18 protein-coding genes are annotated in these 17,745 nt (G+C 47.3%); 16 read left to right on the top strand and 2 right to left on the bottom strand.

Annotation, left to right across the window (positions count from 1 at the left end; translation table 11 throughout):
- Positions 1–26: 26 nt before the first annotated feature.
- Positions 27–470, bottom strand: a complete 444-nt coding sequence (gene trxC, locus RCH83_RS00345) for a thioredoxin TrxC (protein ID WP_373689721.1) — start codon at positions 468–470, stop codon at positions 27–29.
- Positions 471–759: 289 nt separating this feature from the next.
- A complete protein-coding gene (locus RCH83_RS00340; RefSeq protein WP_306517980.1) occupies positions 760–2,598 on the bottom strand; it encodes a DEAD/DEAH box helicase in 1,839 nt (612 codons plus the stop codon).
- Between the two features lie 166 nt (positions 2,599–2,764).
- On the opposite strand from RCH83_RS00340, the gene mioC reads away from it, so the two are divergent.
- The 16 genes from mioC to RCH83_RS00260 all read left to right on the top strand — a co-directional run bounded on the left by mioC (position 2,765) and on the right by RCH83_RS00260 (position 17,733).
- The gene (gene mioC / locus RCH83_RS00335) at positions 2,765–3,202 is read left to right on the top strand and encodes an FMN-binding protein MioC (RefSeq protein ID WP_306517979.1); all 438 of its coding nucleotides are present in this window, start codon (positions 2,765–2,767) and stop codon (positions 3,200–3,202) included.
- Between the two features lie 717 nt (positions 3,203–3,919).
- Complete coding sequence (mnmG, locus tag RCH83_RS00330) at positions 3,920–5,809, top strand: tRNA uridine-5-carboxymethylaminomethyl(34) synthesis enzyme MnmG (protein WP_306517978.1); 1,890 nt, start codon at positions 3,920–3,922, stop codon at positions 5,807–5,809.
- 34 nt (positions 5,810–5,843) lie between these two features.
- On the top strand, positions 5,844–6,467 hold the full coding sequence (gene rsmG / locus RCH83_RS00325; RefSeq protein ID WP_306517977.1) for a 16S rRNA (guanine(527)-N(7))-methyltransferase RsmG: 624 nt from the start codon (positions 5,844–5,846) through the stop codon (positions 6,465–6,467).
- Between the two features lie 21 nt (positions 6,468–6,488).
- Complete coding sequence (locus RCH83_RS00320) at positions 6,489–7,283, top strand: ParA family protein (protein ID WP_306517976.1); 795 nt, start codon at positions 6,489–6,491, stop codon at positions 7,281–7,283.
- Positions 7,284–7,306: 23 nt separating this feature from the next.
- Positions 7,307–8,206, top strand: coding sequence for a ParB/RepB/Spo0J family partition protein (locus RCH83_RS00315; RefSeq protein ID WP_306517975.1), 900 nt, complete (start codon positions 7,307–7,309; stop codon positions 8,204–8,206).
- Positions 8,207–8,334: 128 nt separating this feature from the next.
- Positions 8,335–8,727 (top strand): ATP synthase subunit I, encoded by a 393-nt coding sequence (locus RCH83_RS00310; protein ID WP_306517974.1) that lies wholly within the window; start codon positions 8,335–8,337, stop codon positions 8,725–8,727.
- A gap of 2 nt (positions 8,728–8,729) precedes the next feature.
- Positions 8,730–9,524 carry a F0F1 ATP synthase subunit A gene (gene atpB / locus RCH83_RS00305; protein ID WP_306517973.1) on the top strand — a complete coding sequence of 265 codons (795 nt, stop codon included), beginning with the start codon at positions 8,730–8,732 and terminating at the stop codon, positions 9,522–9,524.
- Positions 9,525–9,581: 57 nt separating this feature from the next.
- Positions 9,582–9,815 (top strand): F0F1 ATP synthase subunit C, encoded by a 234-nt coding sequence (atpE, locus tag RCH83_RS00300; RefSeq protein ID WP_260657559.1) that lies wholly within the window; start codon positions 9,582–9,584, stop codon positions 9,813–9,815.
- A 48-nt stretch (positions 9,816–9,863) separates the two neighbouring features.
- Positions 9,864–10,334 (top strand): F0F1 ATP synthase subunit B, encoded by a 471-nt coding sequence (gene atpF / locus RCH83_RS00295; protein WP_306517972.1) that lies wholly within the window; start codon positions 9,864–9,866, stop codon positions 10,332–10,334.
- An 11-nt stretch (positions 10,335–10,345) separates the two neighbouring features.
- The gene (gene atpH, locus RCH83_RS00290) at positions 10,346–10,879 is read left to right on the top strand and encodes a F0F1 ATP synthase subunit delta (protein ID WP_306517971.1); all 534 of its coding nucleotides are present in this window, start codon (positions 10,346–10,348) and stop codon (positions 10,877–10,879) included.
- 14 nt (positions 10,880–10,893) lie between these two features.
- Positions 10,894–12,435 carry a F0F1 ATP synthase subunit alpha gene (atpA, locus tag RCH83_RS00285; RefSeq protein ID WP_306517970.1) on the top strand — a complete coding sequence of 514 codons (1,542 nt, stop codon included), beginning with the start codon at positions 10,894–10,896 and terminating at the stop codon, positions 12,433–12,435.
- Positions 12,436–12,497: 62 nt separating this feature from the next.
- Positions 12,498–13,358: a F0F1 ATP synthase subunit gamma gene (gene atpG, locus RCH83_RS00280; protein ID WP_306517969.1), complete on the top strand. Its 861-nt coding sequence runs from the start codon at positions 12,498–12,500 to the stop codon at positions 13,356–13,358.
- Positions 13,359–13,397: 39 nt separating this feature from the next.
- Complete coding sequence (gene atpD, locus RCH83_RS00275; protein WP_306517968.1) at positions 13,398–14,783, top strand: F0F1 ATP synthase subunit beta; 1,386 nt, start codon at positions 13,398–13,400, stop codon at positions 14,781–14,783.
- Between the two features lie 23 nt (positions 14,784–14,806).
- Positions 14,807–15,223: a F0F1 ATP synthase subunit epsilon gene (locus tag RCH83_RS00270; RefSeq protein ID WP_306517967.1), complete on the top strand. Its 417-nt coding sequence runs from the start codon at positions 14,807–14,809 to the stop codon at positions 15,221–15,223.
- Positions 15,224–15,377: 154 nt separating this feature from the next.
- A complete protein-coding gene (gene glmU, locus RCH83_RS00265; protein ID WP_306517966.1) occupies positions 15,378–16,748 on the top strand; it encodes a bifunctional UDP-N-acetylglucosamine diphosphorylase/glucosamine-1-phosphate N-acetyltransferase GlmU in 1,371 nt (456 codons plus the stop codon).
- A 124-nt stretch (positions 16,749–16,872) separates the two neighbouring features.
- A complete protein-coding gene (locus RCH83_RS00260) occupies positions 16,873–17,733 on the top strand; it encodes a TraB/GumN family protein (protein ID WP_306517965.1) in 861 nt (286 codons plus the stop codon).
- Positions 17,734–17,745 lie beyond the last annotated feature (12 nt).

Genomic DNA, 17,745 nt, shown 5'->3' with positions numbered 1-17,745 from the left:
ATTGTAAGCAGAATTTACCTGTTTCTTTATTCGGTTTTTTTCAGTTTTGGCATTTGTTGTTGCAACCACTGGTAAAACTGCTGCTTTGGTAAAGCACCGGATAACTGTGCTATCAGCTCACCTTGCTGAAACAACATCAGTGTAGGAATAGAACGGATCTGAAATTGTGCTGCCAGTTGTTGCTGTTGTTCGGTATTCACTTTACCAAAACGGAAATTTGGCTCCAGTTCACGCGCCGCCTGACTAAACACAGGCGCAAAATTCAGGCAAGGACCACACCAGCTGGCCCAGAAATCCAGCACTATCGGCAGTTCTGATTTTTGTACCAGATTGGCGAAATTGGCACCGGTGATCTCGACCGGCAAACCGGCAAATAACGGCGCTTTACATTTTCCACAAACAGGCGCGGCCGAAGTTTTATCAGCAGCAACCCGGTTCAGGCCAGCACAATGAGGGCAAGCAATAATCATCAGGATCTCCAAGCACAAGCGGTTTTATACTTCGGGATCTGAGGGGGTGTGACGGCAGTTTCAAGGGCACAACATCATCAATAAAAGCTAAGCAGCTGCAAACTTCATATTTGGCTGCACCGTCATCCAACTTTGGTCAAACCTGGTGTGCTGAAAAACTGCCTTGCTTGTGTTGGAGACCATCATTCAACGCCAGCACAGTAAAAATGAGCAAGCTGTTACAGGGCGCTCAGCATTTTTAGTCATAAAAAAACCACCCGAAGGTGGTTTTTTACAAACTAGCTGGTTTTTATTCGCGGGTACGGCGTTTTGGCGCTGCACCAGGACGTGGACCTGCACCAGCTGGCGCTGATGATGGACGACGATCACCGGCCGGACGTTCTGCACGTTCGCCGCCTGAGTTGCCGCCGCTGCTATTACCGCCAGTATCAACACTGATATTCAGCTTTTGCTTACGCACATACACTTTTTTCAGGTGCTGGAAGATTTCCGTTGGGATATCTGCCGGCAGCTCAACCGTAGAGAAATGATCAAACAGTTTGATATTACCGATAAACTGGCTGTCGATATTGGCTTCATTGGCAATAGCACCAACGATGTCACCGGCACGAACACCATGTTCTTTACCTACTTCAATACGATACGTATTGTAGTTGCCCTGCATTTCACGGCGCGGACGTGGCGCACGTTCCGGACGGTCGCCTGAACGCTCCGGACGATCACCACGTTCAAAACGGGCTGGACGCTCGCCTGAACGCTCCGGACGATCCGGTCTGTCACCACGGGCATGAGGTTCACGGATTTCCGGGAACTGTTTAGCCACATTTAACGGCTGATCTTTTTGCGCCAGGAATAACAACGCCGCAGCTAAATCTGCATCTGTTGTTTCCAGCTTTTCACGCCAGTCGTTAATTAAGTCCTGGAAGAAACTTAAGTTTTTCGCTTCGATGGTGTTAGCAAGTGAAGCACGGAATGACTCGATACGACGTTGTTCAATCACTTCACCTGTTGGCAACGACATTTTTTCAATCGGCTGACGGGTAGCGTGTTCGATAGTACGCAATAAACGACGTTCACGTGGCGACACAAACAAAATAGCTTTACCTAAACGACCGGCACGGCCAGTACGACCGATACGGTGTACATAAGCTTCGCTGTCGTAAGGAATGTCATAGTTGATAACCAGGCTGATACGTTCAACGTCCAGACCACGGGCAGCAACATCAGTTGCCACAATAATATCAATCTGACTGGCTTTTAAGCGGCGAATAGTTTGTTCGCGGTTGGCCTGGTTCATATCGCCATTGAGGCAAGCTACAGCATAACCGCGAGCACCTAATTTTTCGGCAATTTCCTCAGTGGCACTTTTGGTACGAACAAAAATGATGCTGGCATCATATTCTTCACCTTCCAGGACACGGGTCAAAGCATCAAGCTTCTGATTGCCATCCAGCATCACATAACGCTGAGTAATACGCTCAACTGTGCTGGTTTTTGATTCAATTTTGATTTCCTGAGCGTTTTTCAGGTGCTTCTGTGCAATAGCACGGATTTGTGACGGCATAGTGGCCGAGAACATTGCAACCTGACGGCCGGCTGGTGTGGCATCCATAATGGTTTGCACATCATCAATAAAGCCCATACGCAACATTTCGTCGGCTTCATCCAGCACTATGGCACGCAGTTTATCTAACTGCAGAGTGCCACGGTCTAAGTGATCCAGGATACGACCCGGGGTACCAACGATCACCTGAGAACCACGTTTTAATGATTTCAGCTGATTGGTATAACTCTGACCACCATATAAAGGCAGTACATGGAAAGCCGGCATAAAGCGGGCATAAGCCTGGAATGCTTCTGCAACCTGAATCGCCAGTTCACGGGTTGGAGCTAATACCAGAATTTGTGGTTCGTTTTGTGCCGGATCAAGCCGGGCTAACAGTGGCAGCGCGAAGGCAGCAGTTTTACCTGTACCAGTTTGCGCCTGACCCAGTAAGTCTTCTCCCGCTAACAGTTTTGGGATGGCCGCCGCCTGAATTGGCGATGGAGTTTCATAACCCAATTCCGTTACTGCACGTAACAAGGGTTCCGGCAGCGCTAGCTGGGAAAAAGTCAGGGACTCAGACATATATTGTATAAACCTCAATAACACGCAGGCGATAGGTGGTTGTGCTATTGTAGTTTTACAGAGCCTGCTTTGCTGTAAAAATACCCCAAACGTGCAAAAAGCGTGGCTTTGCACGTTTTTATTCCAGTAGTATAGCCAATCATTTTTCCTGACAAAGGTTTGACAGATGATTGAGATCCTCGTGGGCAGCCAAATGGGCGCAGCTGAATACACTGCTGAACAAGTAGCTGATACACTGGTACAAGCGGGTTATGAAGTCAGGCTGCATCTGACACCCGAATTAGAACAACTGACCAGAAACGCTATCTGGTTAGTGATCACCTCGACCTACGGTGCGGGTGATCTGCCCGACAATATCCAACCCTTTGCGGATCAATTAGCACAAGATCGAAGTGATCTTACCACAGTTTCTTATGCCGTGATCACTTTAGGTGACTCCAGCTATGATACTTTTTGTCTGGCGGGTCGCAAAATGGAAGCTTTGTTGCAGAAAAATGGTGCTCAGGCACTGGGTCTGGCATTAAATATTGATGTTTTAACAGCAGAGTTACCAGAAGATCAGGCATGTGCCTGGCTCACGGAGTTTATCAAAAAACTCAGCTGATTATTCGCCAGCTTCTTTAATACAAGTTTGTTTTTTTAATCTAAAAAATAACTAAAACTTAAATTGTCACTCTTCAGGCATAAAGATCCTGAGTGTAAAAACTCTCCCCTTAACTTTTTTATCTGAAAAAAAAGGCGGGCATTTCAGCCCGCCAACTACACAAGTCACTGTCCAGAAACTGGATATCTAACGTACTTCCATGTTGGCATCAGCAATGAAAAACCAACAAAACCAAGTATCTACATTTAAAGTATGCAATTCTTAATATCAATCTGATAAAAGCATGATAAAGCTCAGATCTGAGTTATGATCCAGCTATACAGTGTTATACACAATTTAGTCATTAAAAATCACACAGTGTGCATAAGTGCCGTATAAGCCGGTTAATAAGATGGTATTATCCTCTGAATTAAATAAACGCATTGGTGACCTGTGGATAAAACAGCTAGTTGATCACAGGATCAAGGTGGGTAGATCCGGATCAGATCACAGTTTAGATCTTCTGTAAGATCTTGATCCTTTTAAGCAAAAATTGGTTATCCACCTAAAAGTCTCTGCTTAGTAGTAAGAGTAATAAGAAGATCTCTTTAAAGATCCTTATATATATTTAAGCAGTGATAAGGATCCGGATTAGATTTTAGTCATTCCGTTTCAGGGGCGATCCAGTTACAATACGTGCCCTTTTTTCGCGTTATCCTTGAAGTTACAGAGGCAGATATGTTGTTCCAACAAAGTTACGATGTGATTGTAGTCGGAGGTGGCCATGCCGGCACCGAAGCCGCATTGGCGGCCGCACGCATGGGCATGCAAACTTTGCTGTTAACCCATAACGTTGAGACACTAGGCCTGATGTCCTGTAACCCGGCTATTGGTGGTATCGGTAAAGGCCATTTGGTCAAAGAAATTGACGCCCTTGGTGGTGCTATGGCCAAAGCAACAGATCTCGCGGGGATCCAGTTCCGTACTCTAAACAGCTCTAAAGGTCCTGCAGTACGTGCAACCCGAGCTCAGGCTGACCGTCAGCTCTATCGCGCTGCTATTCGTAACATTCTGGAAAATCAGCAGAACTTACAGATTTTCCAGCAAGCATGTGATGATCTGATTGTTGAAAACGATCAGGTTTGTGGTGTTGTTACCCAAATGGGCCTGAAATTTACCGCCAAAACAGTGGTGCTGACTGTCGGCACTTTCCTGGGTGGTCAAATTCATATTGGGTTGGAAAATTATTCAGGCGGCAGAGCCGGCGATCCGCCATCTGTCGCTTTGGCTAACCGCTTAAGAGCATTGCCTTTCAGAGTTGGCCGGTTAAAAACCGGTACTCCACCAAGGATCGACGCCCGTAGTGTTGATTTTGGCAAAATGCAGCCACAACCTGGTGACACACCACTGCCTGTGATGTCTTTTATGGGAAAAGTCAGCGATCATCCACAACAAATCCCTTGTTACATCACCTACACCAATGAAAAAACACACGATATTATTCGGGGTGGTTTAGACAGATCACCAATGTACACTGGTGTGATTGAAGGTATTGGCCCACGTTATTGCCCTTCTATTGAAGACAAGATCAACCGTTTTGCCGACAAAGACAAACATCAGATCTTTATTGAACCAGAAGGTTTAACCACCCACGAGTTGTATCCAAATGGTATTTCCACCAGTCTGCCTTTTGACGTGCAGCTGGCATTGGTACAGTCAATTCCAGGTTTGGAAAATGCCCATATCACCCGCCCTGGTTATGCCATTGAATATGACTTTTTTGATCCAAGAGATCTGAAAACTTCATTAGAAACCAAATTTATCAAAGGTTTATTCTTTGCTGGTCAAATCAACGGCACTACAGGCTACGAAGAAGCCGGTGCCCAGGGTTTGTTAGCAGGTTTAAACGCTGCACTTTTTGTGCAGGAAAAAGAGGCATGGGTACCAAGCCGCGATCAGGCTTATACCGGTGTATTGGTTGACGATCTGACAACAATGGGAACCAAAGAACCCTACCGTATGTTCACCAGCCGTGCTGAATATCGCCTGATGCTGCGTGAAGACAACGCCGATTTGCGTTTAACAACCAAAGGCCGTGAACTTGGTTTAGTGGACGATGCGCGCTGGGCGGCATTTAACATTAAAATTGAGCAGATTGAGCTTGAACGCCAACGGCTGAAGCAAAACTGGATCCACCCGCAACATGCAGCTCTGGCTCAAGTGAATACACTGCTGAAAACGCCTTTAAGCCGTGAAGCCAGCCTGGAAGATCTGATCCGCCGTCCTGAAGTGAATTATCAGGATTTGATGGCGATTGAAGGTGTTGGCCCGGCGCTTATCGACCCTGCAGCTGCAGAACAAGTTGAAATCCAGATCAAATACGAAGGTTATATCAACAGGCAGCAGGACGAAATTGCCAAGCAGGAGCGTAACGAGAGCACCCGTTTACCTGCCCAGTTTGACTATAGCGTTGTCAAAGGTTTGTCCAATGAAGTCATCGTCAAATTGAATCAGTCACAACCTGAAACTGTTGGCCAGGCATCACGGATTTCCGGTATTACACCAGCGGCGATTTCATTGTTATTGGTATTCCTGAAAAAACAGGGTTTGTTACGCAAGTCTGCCTGAGCAGACCATTATCAACTGATTTTACAGGATAAAAATGCTCGCAAAACTTAAAAAACTGGTCGCGCAGACCAGCCTGCAATTGTCAGAACAGCAACTTCAGCAGTTAGTGCAGTACGTACAGTTGCTGGATAAATGGAACAGTGCTTACAACCTGACGTCGGTGCGTGATCCGATGGAAATGTTAGTAAAACACATTATGGACAGCCTGGCCGTAGCACCTTTTATCAAAGGCCAACGTATTATTGATGTCGGCACTGGCCCTGGTTTACCTGGGATCCCACTGGCCATTTGTTTTCCCGATAAAGAGTTCACTTTGCTGGATAGCCTTGGCAAAAGGATCCGCTTTTTAAATCAGGTGAAATTACAGCTGGGCTTGAAAAACGTCACGCCATTACAAAGCCGTGTCGAAGAGCATCAGCCAGATCCTGGTTATGATGTGGTACTCAGTCGTGCTTTTGCTTCGTTAAGTGATATGATCGGCTGGTGTGCTCATTTGCCTGCCAATAACGGCCAGTTTCTTGCGATGAAAGGTGCTCAGGCTGCAGAAGAAATTGCAGCTTTGCCGGATTTTGTTAAAGTTGTCGCCAACGAGACTTTATTAGTACCGGAACTGACCGGGCAACGCTTTTTGGTCGTAGTGGAAAAAGTGCCAACCTGATTTACTTTTCGAGGGAATGCTGTGGGAAAAATCATCGCTATTGCGAATCAGAAAGGTGGTGTTGGTAAAACCACAACCGCAGTCAATCTGGCCGCTTCGATGGCGGCAACCAAACGTAAAGTATTACTGATTGATTTAGATCCGCAGGGCAATGCCACTATGGGCAGTGGTGTTGATAAATACGAAGTGCCGGCAACTGCCTACGAGTTGCTGGTTGATGAAAAGCCCTTGTCTGAAGTCGTGGTCAAAGAAACTGCCGGCGGATATCACCTGGTTGCTGCTAACTCAGATGTGACAGCAGCCGAAGTACGTTTGCTGGATGTATTTGCCCGTGAACTGCGACTGCGTAATGCACTGAAAAATTACCGCGACCAATACGACTTTATTTTTATTGATTGTCCGCCTTCTCTGAATATGTTGACGGTGAATGCCATGGCTGCTGCAGATTCAGTTTTGGTGCCGATGCAATGTGAATATTATGCGCTGGAAGGTTTAACGGCACTGGTGGAAACCATCAATAAACTGGCCGCAGTGGTAAATGCCGATCTGAAAATCGAAGGTATTTTGCGGACCATGTACGACCCGCGCAACCGTTTGGCCAATGATGTTTCTGAGCAGCTAAAACGGCATTTTGGTGAAAAAGTTTATCGTGCAGTGATACCCCGTAATGTTCGTTTGGCGGAAGCGCCAAGTTTTGGTACCCCTGTGATGTATTACGACAAAAGCTCAACCGGCGCAAAAGCTTACCTGGCACTGGCCGGTGAAATATTGCGTCGTTCGGATAAAAAACAAATAAAAACAGCAGCTTCTGTCTGAAATTTTTAAGGAATTAAGGCGCAATGTCGGTAAAAAAACGTGGTTTAGGACGGGGTCTGGACGCTTTGTTAACCTCAGGGCGGCCAAATGCCCAGGTGCAGGACGCTGATGTTGTTCAGCTTGAAAGTCATCCACACGAATTACAAAAATTACCGATAGAATGGTTAAAACCAGGTAAATATCAGCCACGTAAAGACATGTCACAAGAAGCGTTGGATGATTTAGCCAGCTCTATCCGCGCTCAGGGCATTATTCAGCCGATAGTGGTGCGCCAGCTGGCTGCAGAGTCCTTTGAAATTATTGCAGGTGAAAGGCGCTGGCGTGCTTCACAAATTGCCGGTCTTGCTGAAATTCCTTGTATTATCAAAAACGTACCTGATGAGGCCGCTGTTGCTATTGCGCTGATTGAAAATATCCAGCGGGAAGATCTCAATGCAATGGAAGAAGCCATTGCGTTGCAACGTTTGCTCACTGAATTTGAACTGACACATCAGCAAGTTGCTGATGCTGTTGGTAAATCCCGCACAACTGTCACCAATTTACTTCGTTTAAACCAACTGGCTGATGATGTAAAAACCCTGCTGGAACACGGTGATATTGAAATGGGCCATGCCCGCGCTTTGCTGGCGTTAACCGAGCAGCAGCAATCTGACGCCGGCCGTGTTATTGCTGCTAAACAGCTGACAGTACGTGAAACCGAAAATCTGGTGCGCCGTCTGTTGGAACCCACACCTGAAGTTCAGCCAAAGGTCAAAGACCCGGATGTCGCTGCACTTGAACAGCGTTTAAGTGAACGTTTTGCCGCGCCTGTCAGTATCAGTTACAGCAAAAAGGGCAAAGGTGAATTGGTGATCGGATATAGCAATCTGAATGAACTGGATGGCATTTTGGAAAAGCTTGGTCTGGCCTCGGCTGAAAACTAAGCAGTTGGATTACCAAAATACCGACAAATCAAGCCTTAGCGCCGCTTTTGGTTGCAAAAATAAGGCAGTTAAGTATACTTGCGCGAGTTTTTTGCGCTGTAGTTTGAGCATTCTACAGGTGGTATTCGTTGACTTTAACCACAACAAAACAGCGCTTTAGACTGATTTTTAAGACTTTTATCTGGCAATTTGTTGCTGCATTGTTAGTTGCAGCAGGCGTTTATGTGGCTTTTGATGCCTTAGGCGCTAAATCTGCCTTGTATGGCGCGTTATGTGTAGTTGTGCCCCATTGTGTCTTTACGTGGTATGTGTTTCGTTTTCGCGGGACTGATCAGCTGCAGCTGATTCTGAAGTCCATTTACCGTGGCGAAACCTTCAAATTTTTATTGATGGCATTGCTGGTAATGGCAGTGCTTAAACACGCTGTAATAGTCGATTGGCTATTTTTTGTCGGAATCGTTTCCGCTTTGATATTACAGGTGTTTTTACCGATTTTGATTAACTACGATAATTGGGACTAACGATGGCATCTGGTGCTGAGCTTACAAGCAAAGAGTATATTACCCACCACTTGACCAACTGGAGTGTCGGCGAGGGTTTTTGGACCTGGCACGTTGATACTTTAGGCTGGTCAATTCTTATGGGACTTGTGTTCCTGTTCTCCTTCCGTGCAGTGGCAAAAAAAGCCAACGCCGGTGTCCCGACCAAATGGCAATGTGCTGTTGAAATGGTCGTGGAGTTTATCAACGATACCGTCAAAGGTACCTTTCATGGCAAAAGCGATGTTATTGCGCCTTTAGCTCTGACTATCTTTGTCTGGGTATTCCTGATGAACCTGCTGGACTTAGTGCCTGTCGACTTTATCCCTTACGCTGCCCAGTTAATTGGTGGTGCTATGGGTTACGACCCTGCACACGTTTATATGAAAGTGGTACCAACCACTGACTTAAACCTGACTTTTGCACTGGCTATTGGTGTGTTTATTTTGATGATTGGTTATTCCATCAAAATCAAAGGCATCGGCGGTTTTATTAAAGAATTAACCACCCAACCATTTAACACCCCCTGGTTGTACTGGTTCAACTTCATTCTGGAAATTGTGGCATTACTGGCTAAGCCACTGTCACTGGCGCTGCGGTTATTCGGTAACCTGTATGCCGGCGAACTTATTTTCATTCTGATTGCTCTGCTGGGTGTATGGCAGTTACCACTGCACTTCCCATGGGCGATGTTCCACATTCTGGTTATTACACTGCAAGCCTTTATTTTTATGGTGCTGACAGTGGTTTACCTGAGTATGGCGCACGAGCATCATTAATATCGATTTCGTTTTAACTTTAACTTTAACTTTAACTTTAGAAACTCGGAGAAAATCATGGAAATGGTATTAGGTTTAAAATACATCGCTGTAGCTCTGTTAATCGGTTTCGGTGCTTTAGGTACTGCAATTGGTTTCGGTACTTTAGGTGGTAAATTCCTGGAGTCTGCTGCACGTCAACCAGAATTAGCTCCTTCTTTACAAGGTAAAATGTTTATCGTTGCTGGTCTGATCGACGCCATCGCGATGATCGGTGTTGCTATCGGTCTGTACATGCTGTTCGCTATCTAATTGGCAGCCAACAGAACATTTACTTTTTGTAATTAAGGAGAAGCGTTCGTGAATATTAACGCCACTCTCATTGGTGAGTTAATCGCGTTTTTGGTGTTTGTCATTGCCTGTATGAAATGGGTATGGCCACCAATTATCGGCGCCATTGAAACTCGTCAGCAAAAAATTGCAGATGGCCTGGCCGCAAGTGATCGCGCCGAACAGGATCTGCGTTTAGCGCAAGAGAATGCAAAAAAACAGCTGATTGAAGCTAAAGCTCAGGGCGCAGCCCTGATTGACCAGGCTAAAAAACGCGAAGCGCAGATTATTGAAGAAGCTGCGGTTAAAGCGCAGGCTGAGCGGGAAAAAATCCTGACTCAGGCCAAAGCTGAAGTCGACGCTGAACGCATCCGTGCGAAAGAAGATTTACGTAAGCAAGTTGCTGCTTTAGCAGTAGCTGGCGCTGAACGTATTCTTCAACGTGAAATTGATGAAGCTGCTCACAGCGACATCCTGGAAAAACTGGTAGCTGAACTGTAAGAGGAAGAGCCATGTCTGATTTGACGAATGTAGCTCGTCCTTATGCCAAAGCGGCGTTTGACTTTGCTGTTGAACAAAACGCTTTGGCGGCCTGGGCTGATATGCTGTTTTTTGCTGCTGAAGTAGCAAACAACGCTGTTGTTGCCGAGCGCTTACAAAGCAACGCTGGTGCAGAAGCACAAGCAGAGTTTTTTATCCAGGTTTGTGGTGCGCAACTCAATGAACAAGGCCAGAACTTCATTAAAGTGATGGCGGAAAACAAACGTTTATTGGCGTTGCCTGCTGTGCTGGAAGCTTTCCTGCTGTTAAAAGCTGAGTTTGAGAAAGAAGCAACAGTTGATGTTGTATCTGCAACTGTACTGAGCAAAGCACAACAGGAAAAGCTGGTCACAGCTTTATCACAGCGTTTAGCACGCAATGTTAAGTTGAACTGTAGCGTAGACCCGACAGTTGTCGGTGGTATGTTAATCAAAGCCGGTGATATGGTTATTGATGGCTCAGTTCGCGGTAAGTTAGACCGTTTAGCCACTGCGCTGCAGTCATAATTGGGGATTAGAGCATGCAACTGAATTCCACTGAAATCTCTGAACTGATCAAACAACGTATTGCTCAGTTTGAAGTTGTCAGTGAAGCTCGTAACGAAGGTACTATCGTGTCTGTTACCGATGGTATTATCCGTATCAATGGCCTTGCTGACTGTATGCAAGGTGAGATGATCGAGCTTCCTGGTAACCGTTACGCTATCGCACTGAACTTAGAGCGCAGCTCTGTAGGTGCCGTAGTTATGGGTCCTTATGCGGACCTGCGTGAAGGTATCAAAGTAAAAGCCACTGGCCGTATTTTAGAAGTGCCGGTAGGTCCAGCCCTGTTAGGTCGTGTGGTCAACACTTTAGGTGAACCAATCGACGGCAAAGGCCCAATTGCAGCCACTGCATTTGCACCGGTAGAAAAAATTGCACCAGGCGTTATCGACCGTCAATCGGTAGATCAGCCAATGCAAACCGGTTACAAATCAGTGGACGCGATGATTCCAATCGGCCGTGGCCAGCGTGAGCTGATCATCGGTGACCGTCAGACTGGTAAAACAGCGCTGGCCATCGACGCCATCATCAACCAGAAAACTTCTGGCGTGAAATGTATTTACGTTTGTATCGGTCAGAAAGCTTCGACCATCGCCAACGTAGTACGTAAGCTGGAAGAGCACGGCGCTTTAGCACACACTATCGTTGTTGTTGCTTCTGCTTCTGAAGCTGCTGCCCTGCAATTCCTGGCGCCATACTCTGGCTGTACCATGGGTGAATACTTCCGTGACCTCGGCGAAGATGCGTTGATCGTATACGATGACTTGTCAAAACAAGCTGTTGCTTACCGTCAAATCTCTCTGTTGCTACGCCGTCCACCAGGACGTGAAGCTTACCCGGGCGACGTATTCTATTTACACAGCCGTCTGTTAGAGCGTGCATCTCGTGTAAACGAGCATTATGTTGAGCGTTTAACCAATGGCGCAGTGAAAGGCAAAACCGGTTCTTTAACCGCACTGCCAATCATTGAAACCCAGGGTGGTGACGTTTCTGCATTCGTACCAACCAACGTGATTTCAATCACAGACGGTCAGATCTTCTTAGAATCTAACCTGTTTAACGCCGGTATCCGTCCAGCAGTAAACGCTGGTATTTCGGTATCCCGTGTTGGTGGTGCTGCTCAGACCAAAATCATCAAAAAGCTTGGTGGTGGTATCCGTCTGGCATTAGCTCAGTTCTCTGAACTAGCGGCATTTGCTCAGTTTGCTTCAGACCTGGACGACGCGACCCGTGCGCAGTTAGACCATGGTCAGAAAGTAACTGAACTGATGAAGCAGTTACAGTACGCACCAATGGGCGTAGCTGATATGGGCGTGTCGATTTTTGCCATCGAAAAAGGCTACATGAAAGACGTTGAAGTTGCGAAAATTCTCGACTTCGAAGCTGCCCTGCTGGCTTACATGCATGCAGAGCACGGCGCATTCATGGCTGATCTGAACAAAACCGGTAACTACAACGACCAAATCGAAGCCACTATTAAAGGCGCGATTGAGAAGTTTAAAGCGACTCAGACCTGGTAATTCAGGTATTGGCATCGGGTGGTGGTAACACCACCCTTCGTTGAAATTTTCGGAGATTAGTCATGGCCGGCGCAAAAGAGATAAAAAGTAAGATCGGGAGTATTAACAATACTCGTAAGATCACCAGCGCTATGGAAAAGGTTGCAGTCAGCAAAATGCGCAGAGCGCAAGAGCGGGTTGCACAAAGCCGTCCATACGCTGAAGGTATGCGCAAAGTGATCGGTAATATCGCTAATGGTACCCTCGAATATCGCCACCCGTTCTTAACAGAACGTCCGGTGAAAAACGTGGGTTACATTGTGATATCAACAGACCGGGGTCTTTGCGGCGGCTTGAATACCAACGAATTTAAACGTGTGATGATCGACCTCAAAGCGTGGAAAGAAAAAGGCGCCAATGCTGAGTTTGCCGTGATCGGTAACAAAGCCACTGCCTTCTTCAAACGTTTTGGCGGTAAAGTAGTTGCACAACAAGTGGGTTCAGGCGATACACCACGTTTGGCTGATGTCATTGGTACTGTGCGGGTGATGCTGAATGAATATTCTGAAGGCAAAATTGACCGTTTGTTCCTGGTATACAACAACTTTGTAAATACCATGAAGCAAGAGCCAGTGATTGAGCAACTCTTACCTTTGCCAAAAGCAGAGCTGTCAGCCAGAAGTCACAGCTGGGACTACATTTACGAGCCAGATCCAAAAGCTATCCTCGAGAAGTTATTGGACCGCTACGTAGAGTCTCAGGTTTATCAGGGTGTTGTGGAAAACGCAGCCAGTGAACAGGCAGCGCGGATGGTGGCAATGAAGGCCGCTACCGACAACGCCGGCAACCTGATGGATGACTTGAAACTGGTTTACAACAAAGCCCGTCAGGCAGCTATTACGCAGGAACTGAGCGAAATCGTCGCCGGTGCTGCCGCTGTTTAACGCTTAGGTTTACAGGTTTGAGAAATTAGAGGAATTAACATGAGTCAAGGTAAGGTAGTCCAAATCATTGGCGCCGTTGTGGATATCGACTTTCCACAAGAATCGGTACCTGGTATCTATGACGCGTTAAACGTAACAAACGGCGACCTGGCTGGTTTAGTACTTGAAGTACAACAGCAGTTAGGTGGCGGTACTGTTCGTACCATCGCGTTAGGTTCAACTGACGGTCTGCGTCGTGGTGCTGAAGTGGCAAACACTGGCAAAGCGATTCACGTACCAGTAGGTAAAGCAACACTCGGCCGTATCATGAACGTGCTGGGCGAGCCAATCGACGAAGCGGGCCCAATCGGTGAAGAAGAGCGTATGCCTATTCACCGTGCTGCACCAAGCTACGAAGATCAGGCTGCTTCAAATGCACTGTTAGAAACAGGTATCAAGGTTATCGACCTGGTATGCCCGTTTGCTAAAGGCGGTAAAGTTGGTCTGTTCGGTGGTGCCGGTGTAGGCAAAACCGTAAACATGATGGAACTGATCCGTAACATCGCAATCGAGCACAGCGGTTATTCAGTTTTCGCCGGTGTAGGTGAGCGTACCCGTGAAGGTAACGACTTCTACCACGAAATGAACGACTCTAACGTTCTGGACAAAGTATCACTGGTGTATGGCCAGATGAACGAGCCGCCAGGAAACCGTTTACGTGTAGCTCTGACCGGTCTGACCATGGCCGAGAAGTTCCGTGACGAAGGTCGTGACGTATTGTTCTTCGTAGATAACATCTACCGTTACACTCTGGCCGGTACTGAAGTATCAGCACTGTTAGGCCGTATGCCATCTGCTGTAGGTTACCAGCCAACGCTGGCCGAAGAGATGGGTGTACTGCAAGAGCGTATCACTTCAACCAAAACAGGTTCTATCACTTCTGTACAAGCGGTTTACGTACCAGCGGACGACTTAACTGACCCGTCACCAGCCACTACGTTCTCTCACTTAGATGCGACAGTAGTACTGAGCCGTAACATCGCTTCTCTGGGTATTTACCCGGCGATCGACCCACTGGACTCAACTTCACGTCAGTTAGATCCACTGGTTATCGGTAAAGAACACTATGAAGTGGCTCGTGGCGTGCAGTCAGTACTGCAACGTTACAAAGAGTTAAAAGACATCATCGCGATCCTGGGTATGGACGAACTGTCTGATGAAGACCGTACTACTGTATTCCGCGCTCGTAAAATCCAGCGTTTCCTGTCGCAGCCGTTCTTCGTTGCTGAAGTATTCACTGGTTCGCCAGGTAAATACGTTCCGCTGAAAGAAACTATCCGTGGTTTCAAAGGCATTCTGGAAGGTGAATTTGATCACATGCCAGAACAAGCCTTCTACATGGTTGGTTCTATCGACGAAGCAATCGAAAAAGCGAAGAAGCTGTAATTTTACAGCTTTAGGAGAGCGAAATGGCGATGACAGTACAGTTGGACGTAGTAAGTGCCGAAGAGAAAATTTTCTCTGGCCTTGTTGAGTCCATTCAGGTTACTGGTAGCGAAGGTGAACTGGGTATTTTACCTGGTCACATTCCACTGCTGACTGGCATCAAGCCAGGTATGGTTCGGATTGTTAAACAGTTTGGCGAAGAGCACCTGATTTATGTTGCCGGTGGCGTGCTGGAAGTTCAGCCGCACAGTGTGATAGTGCTTGCCGACGTAGCAGTCCGTGCTGAAGACCTGGATGAGCAAGCCGCCCTGGCTGCCCAGAAACAGGCACAGGAAGCGATGCAACATGCCGGCGCTGACTTTAACTACGCAGAAGCTGCGGCTCAATTGGCCGAAGCTATTGCTCAGTTACGTCTGATCCAGAAACTGCGCAAAAAGTAATTTTTGCTGAGTCTGAAAAAGCCACCGCAAGGTGGCTTTTTTTATGCTTTTTTATCATCCAGATCACTAACAGCAAGCAGTAGCTGCCGGACTGGCTGCTATTTTATAGCCGTTCAGTTAAAATCGGCCAATAACCACAAAAGGATTGGCAGATATGGCTTTAAACGTAGTGATCCTGGCGGCCGGTAAAGGCACGCGGATGAAATCCTCCCTCCCGAAAGTACTGCACAAAGTGGCCGAGAGGTCTATGGTGCAACATGTGATTGATACCGCCAATTCGCTTGGCGCAGCACAAATTAATCTGGTGTACGGTTATGGCGCTGAGCAGCTCAAAGCTGGCCTGGGTGAACAGCCATTACATTGGGTGTTGCAGGCCGAACAGCTGGGCACTGGCCATGCTGTGCAGCAGGCTGTGCCTCATATTGCTGACGACGACACTGTGCTCATTTTATATGGGGATGTGCCGTTAACCCGTAAAGAAACGCTGGAAAAACTGCTGGCGGCGCGCCCTGCCCATGGTTTGGCTGTGCTGACAGTGCTGCTGGACAACCCAACAGGTTATGGTCGTATAGTACGGGACAATGGTCTGGTGGTGGGCATCGTTGAACAAAAAGACGCCACACCTGAGCAGTTAAAAATTCAGGAAGTGAACAGCGGCATTATGGCGGTGCCGGGCAAACAGCTGAAACACTGGCTGGCCAACTTACAAAATAACAATGCGCAGGGTGAGTTTTATCTCACCGATATTATTGCCATGGCTCACCGGGACGGTGTGGAAATAGCAACAGCCCATCCGGCCAATGCAATTGAAACTGAAGGAGCCAACAACCGTGTACAACTGGCACAGCTGGAGCGGGCTTATCAGCTGCGTAAAGCTGAAGAGCTGATGTTAAACGGCGCCAATTTACGCGACCCGGCCCGTATTGATGTGCGTGGTGAAGTGACAGTCGGCAGCGATGTGATGATCGATGTCAACGTCATTTTTGAAGGCAAAGTGGTGCTTGGCAATGGCGTGGTGATTGGTGCCAACTGTATTCTGAAAGACGTGACTATTGGTGACAACACCGAAATTAAAGCCAACTCCATGCTGGAAAGTTCAGTTGTGGGTGCTGACTGTTCAGTCGGGCCTTTTGCCCGTATCAGACCGGATTCAGTACTTGCTGACGACAGCCATGTCGGCAACTTTGTCGAGCTGAAAAAAACCAAATTAGGCAAAGGCTCCAAAGCCAACCACTTAACCTATTTAGGGGATGCGGTAATTGGCAGCAAAGTAAATGTGGGTGCAGGTACCATTACTTGTAACTACGACGGCGCCAACAAATTCCAGACCACGATAGAAGATGGTGTTTTTGTTGGTTCCAACAGCTCGCTGGTGGCGCCTTTAACTTTGGGCGAAAACAGCACAGTTGGTGCAGGTTCAGTGGTGACCAGCAGTGTAGCCGCCAATGAACTGGTGGTTGCCCGCACTAAACAACGTCATATCACCGGCTGGCAAAGACCGGTTAAACAGAAAAAACCAGACTAAAACACTACTACAACAGTCCATCCGGGTGTTGTTGCAGTCAGATAGCCGCCTGATGTGGTTAAGGTTAAAACATCAGCGCGGCTTTTTAGTTGCAAGGCCTACCAGATAAACAAGGAGTTGGTTGATGAATATGCTCAAGTTCAGTCTGCTGTTATTGCTGCTGTGGCAAAGCCAGGTGTTGGCAAAAACCTCGGTGTGGCAAGTGAAAAAAGGTGATGATCTGGTGCTGCTGGGTGGCACTGTGCATTTATTGCCTGCCGCTGAGTTTCCGCTGCCTGCTGAGTTCGAAACCGCTTTTGCGCAAAGTTCAGTGTTGTATCTTGAAGCGCCGGTGCCGGATGCGACTGACAACAAAGCGATGCAGGCCATGATGCAACAGCTGCAATATCCTGCCGGTTCAGGATTAAAGCAGAAGTTGTCGGCTGCTGTGTATCAACAGCTGGTGGACTATTTAAAAAAGTTCGGCACTGACGCCGCGACGCTGGATAAATTTAAACCCGGTTTTGTTGCAGTGCAGTTAAGTTTGCTGGAAATGAGCGCAACCGGCATTTCCGGTGAAGGGGTGGACGCTTATTTTGCCAACAAAGCAAAACAACAGAATAAATCAGTGCAGTATCTGGAAACGCTGGATTTTCAAATTCAGCTGATTGCCACTATGGGCGAAGGTTATGAAAACGACTTTATCCGGCAAAATCTGGAAAACACTGCTGAACTTGGGCCTTTAATGCATCAGTCGATTAAAGCATGGCGGCTGGGAGATCTGCAGCAAATAGATGAGCTACTGCTCAAAGATGCCAGGGCAGAAGACCCTAAACTGTTTCAGCAGATGTTCACACAACGTAATCAACACTGGTTGCAACAGATTCAGCAGATGTTTGGTAACCAGCACAAAGAGCTGGTGCTGGTGGGGGCTGGTCATTTGCCAGGCAACGATGGTTTGCTGCAACTGCTACAGCAAGCCGGATATGAGGTGACGCAGCTGTAAAAGCTGCCGCTG

The sequence above is a fragment of the Rheinheimera sp. genome (genome assembly GCF_030824435.1).
Lineage (GTDB): Bacteria > Pseudomonadota > Gammaproteobacteria > Enterobacterales > Alteromonadaceae > Pararheinheimera.
This window is presented reverse-complemented; position numbering and strand designations above follow the sequence as displayed.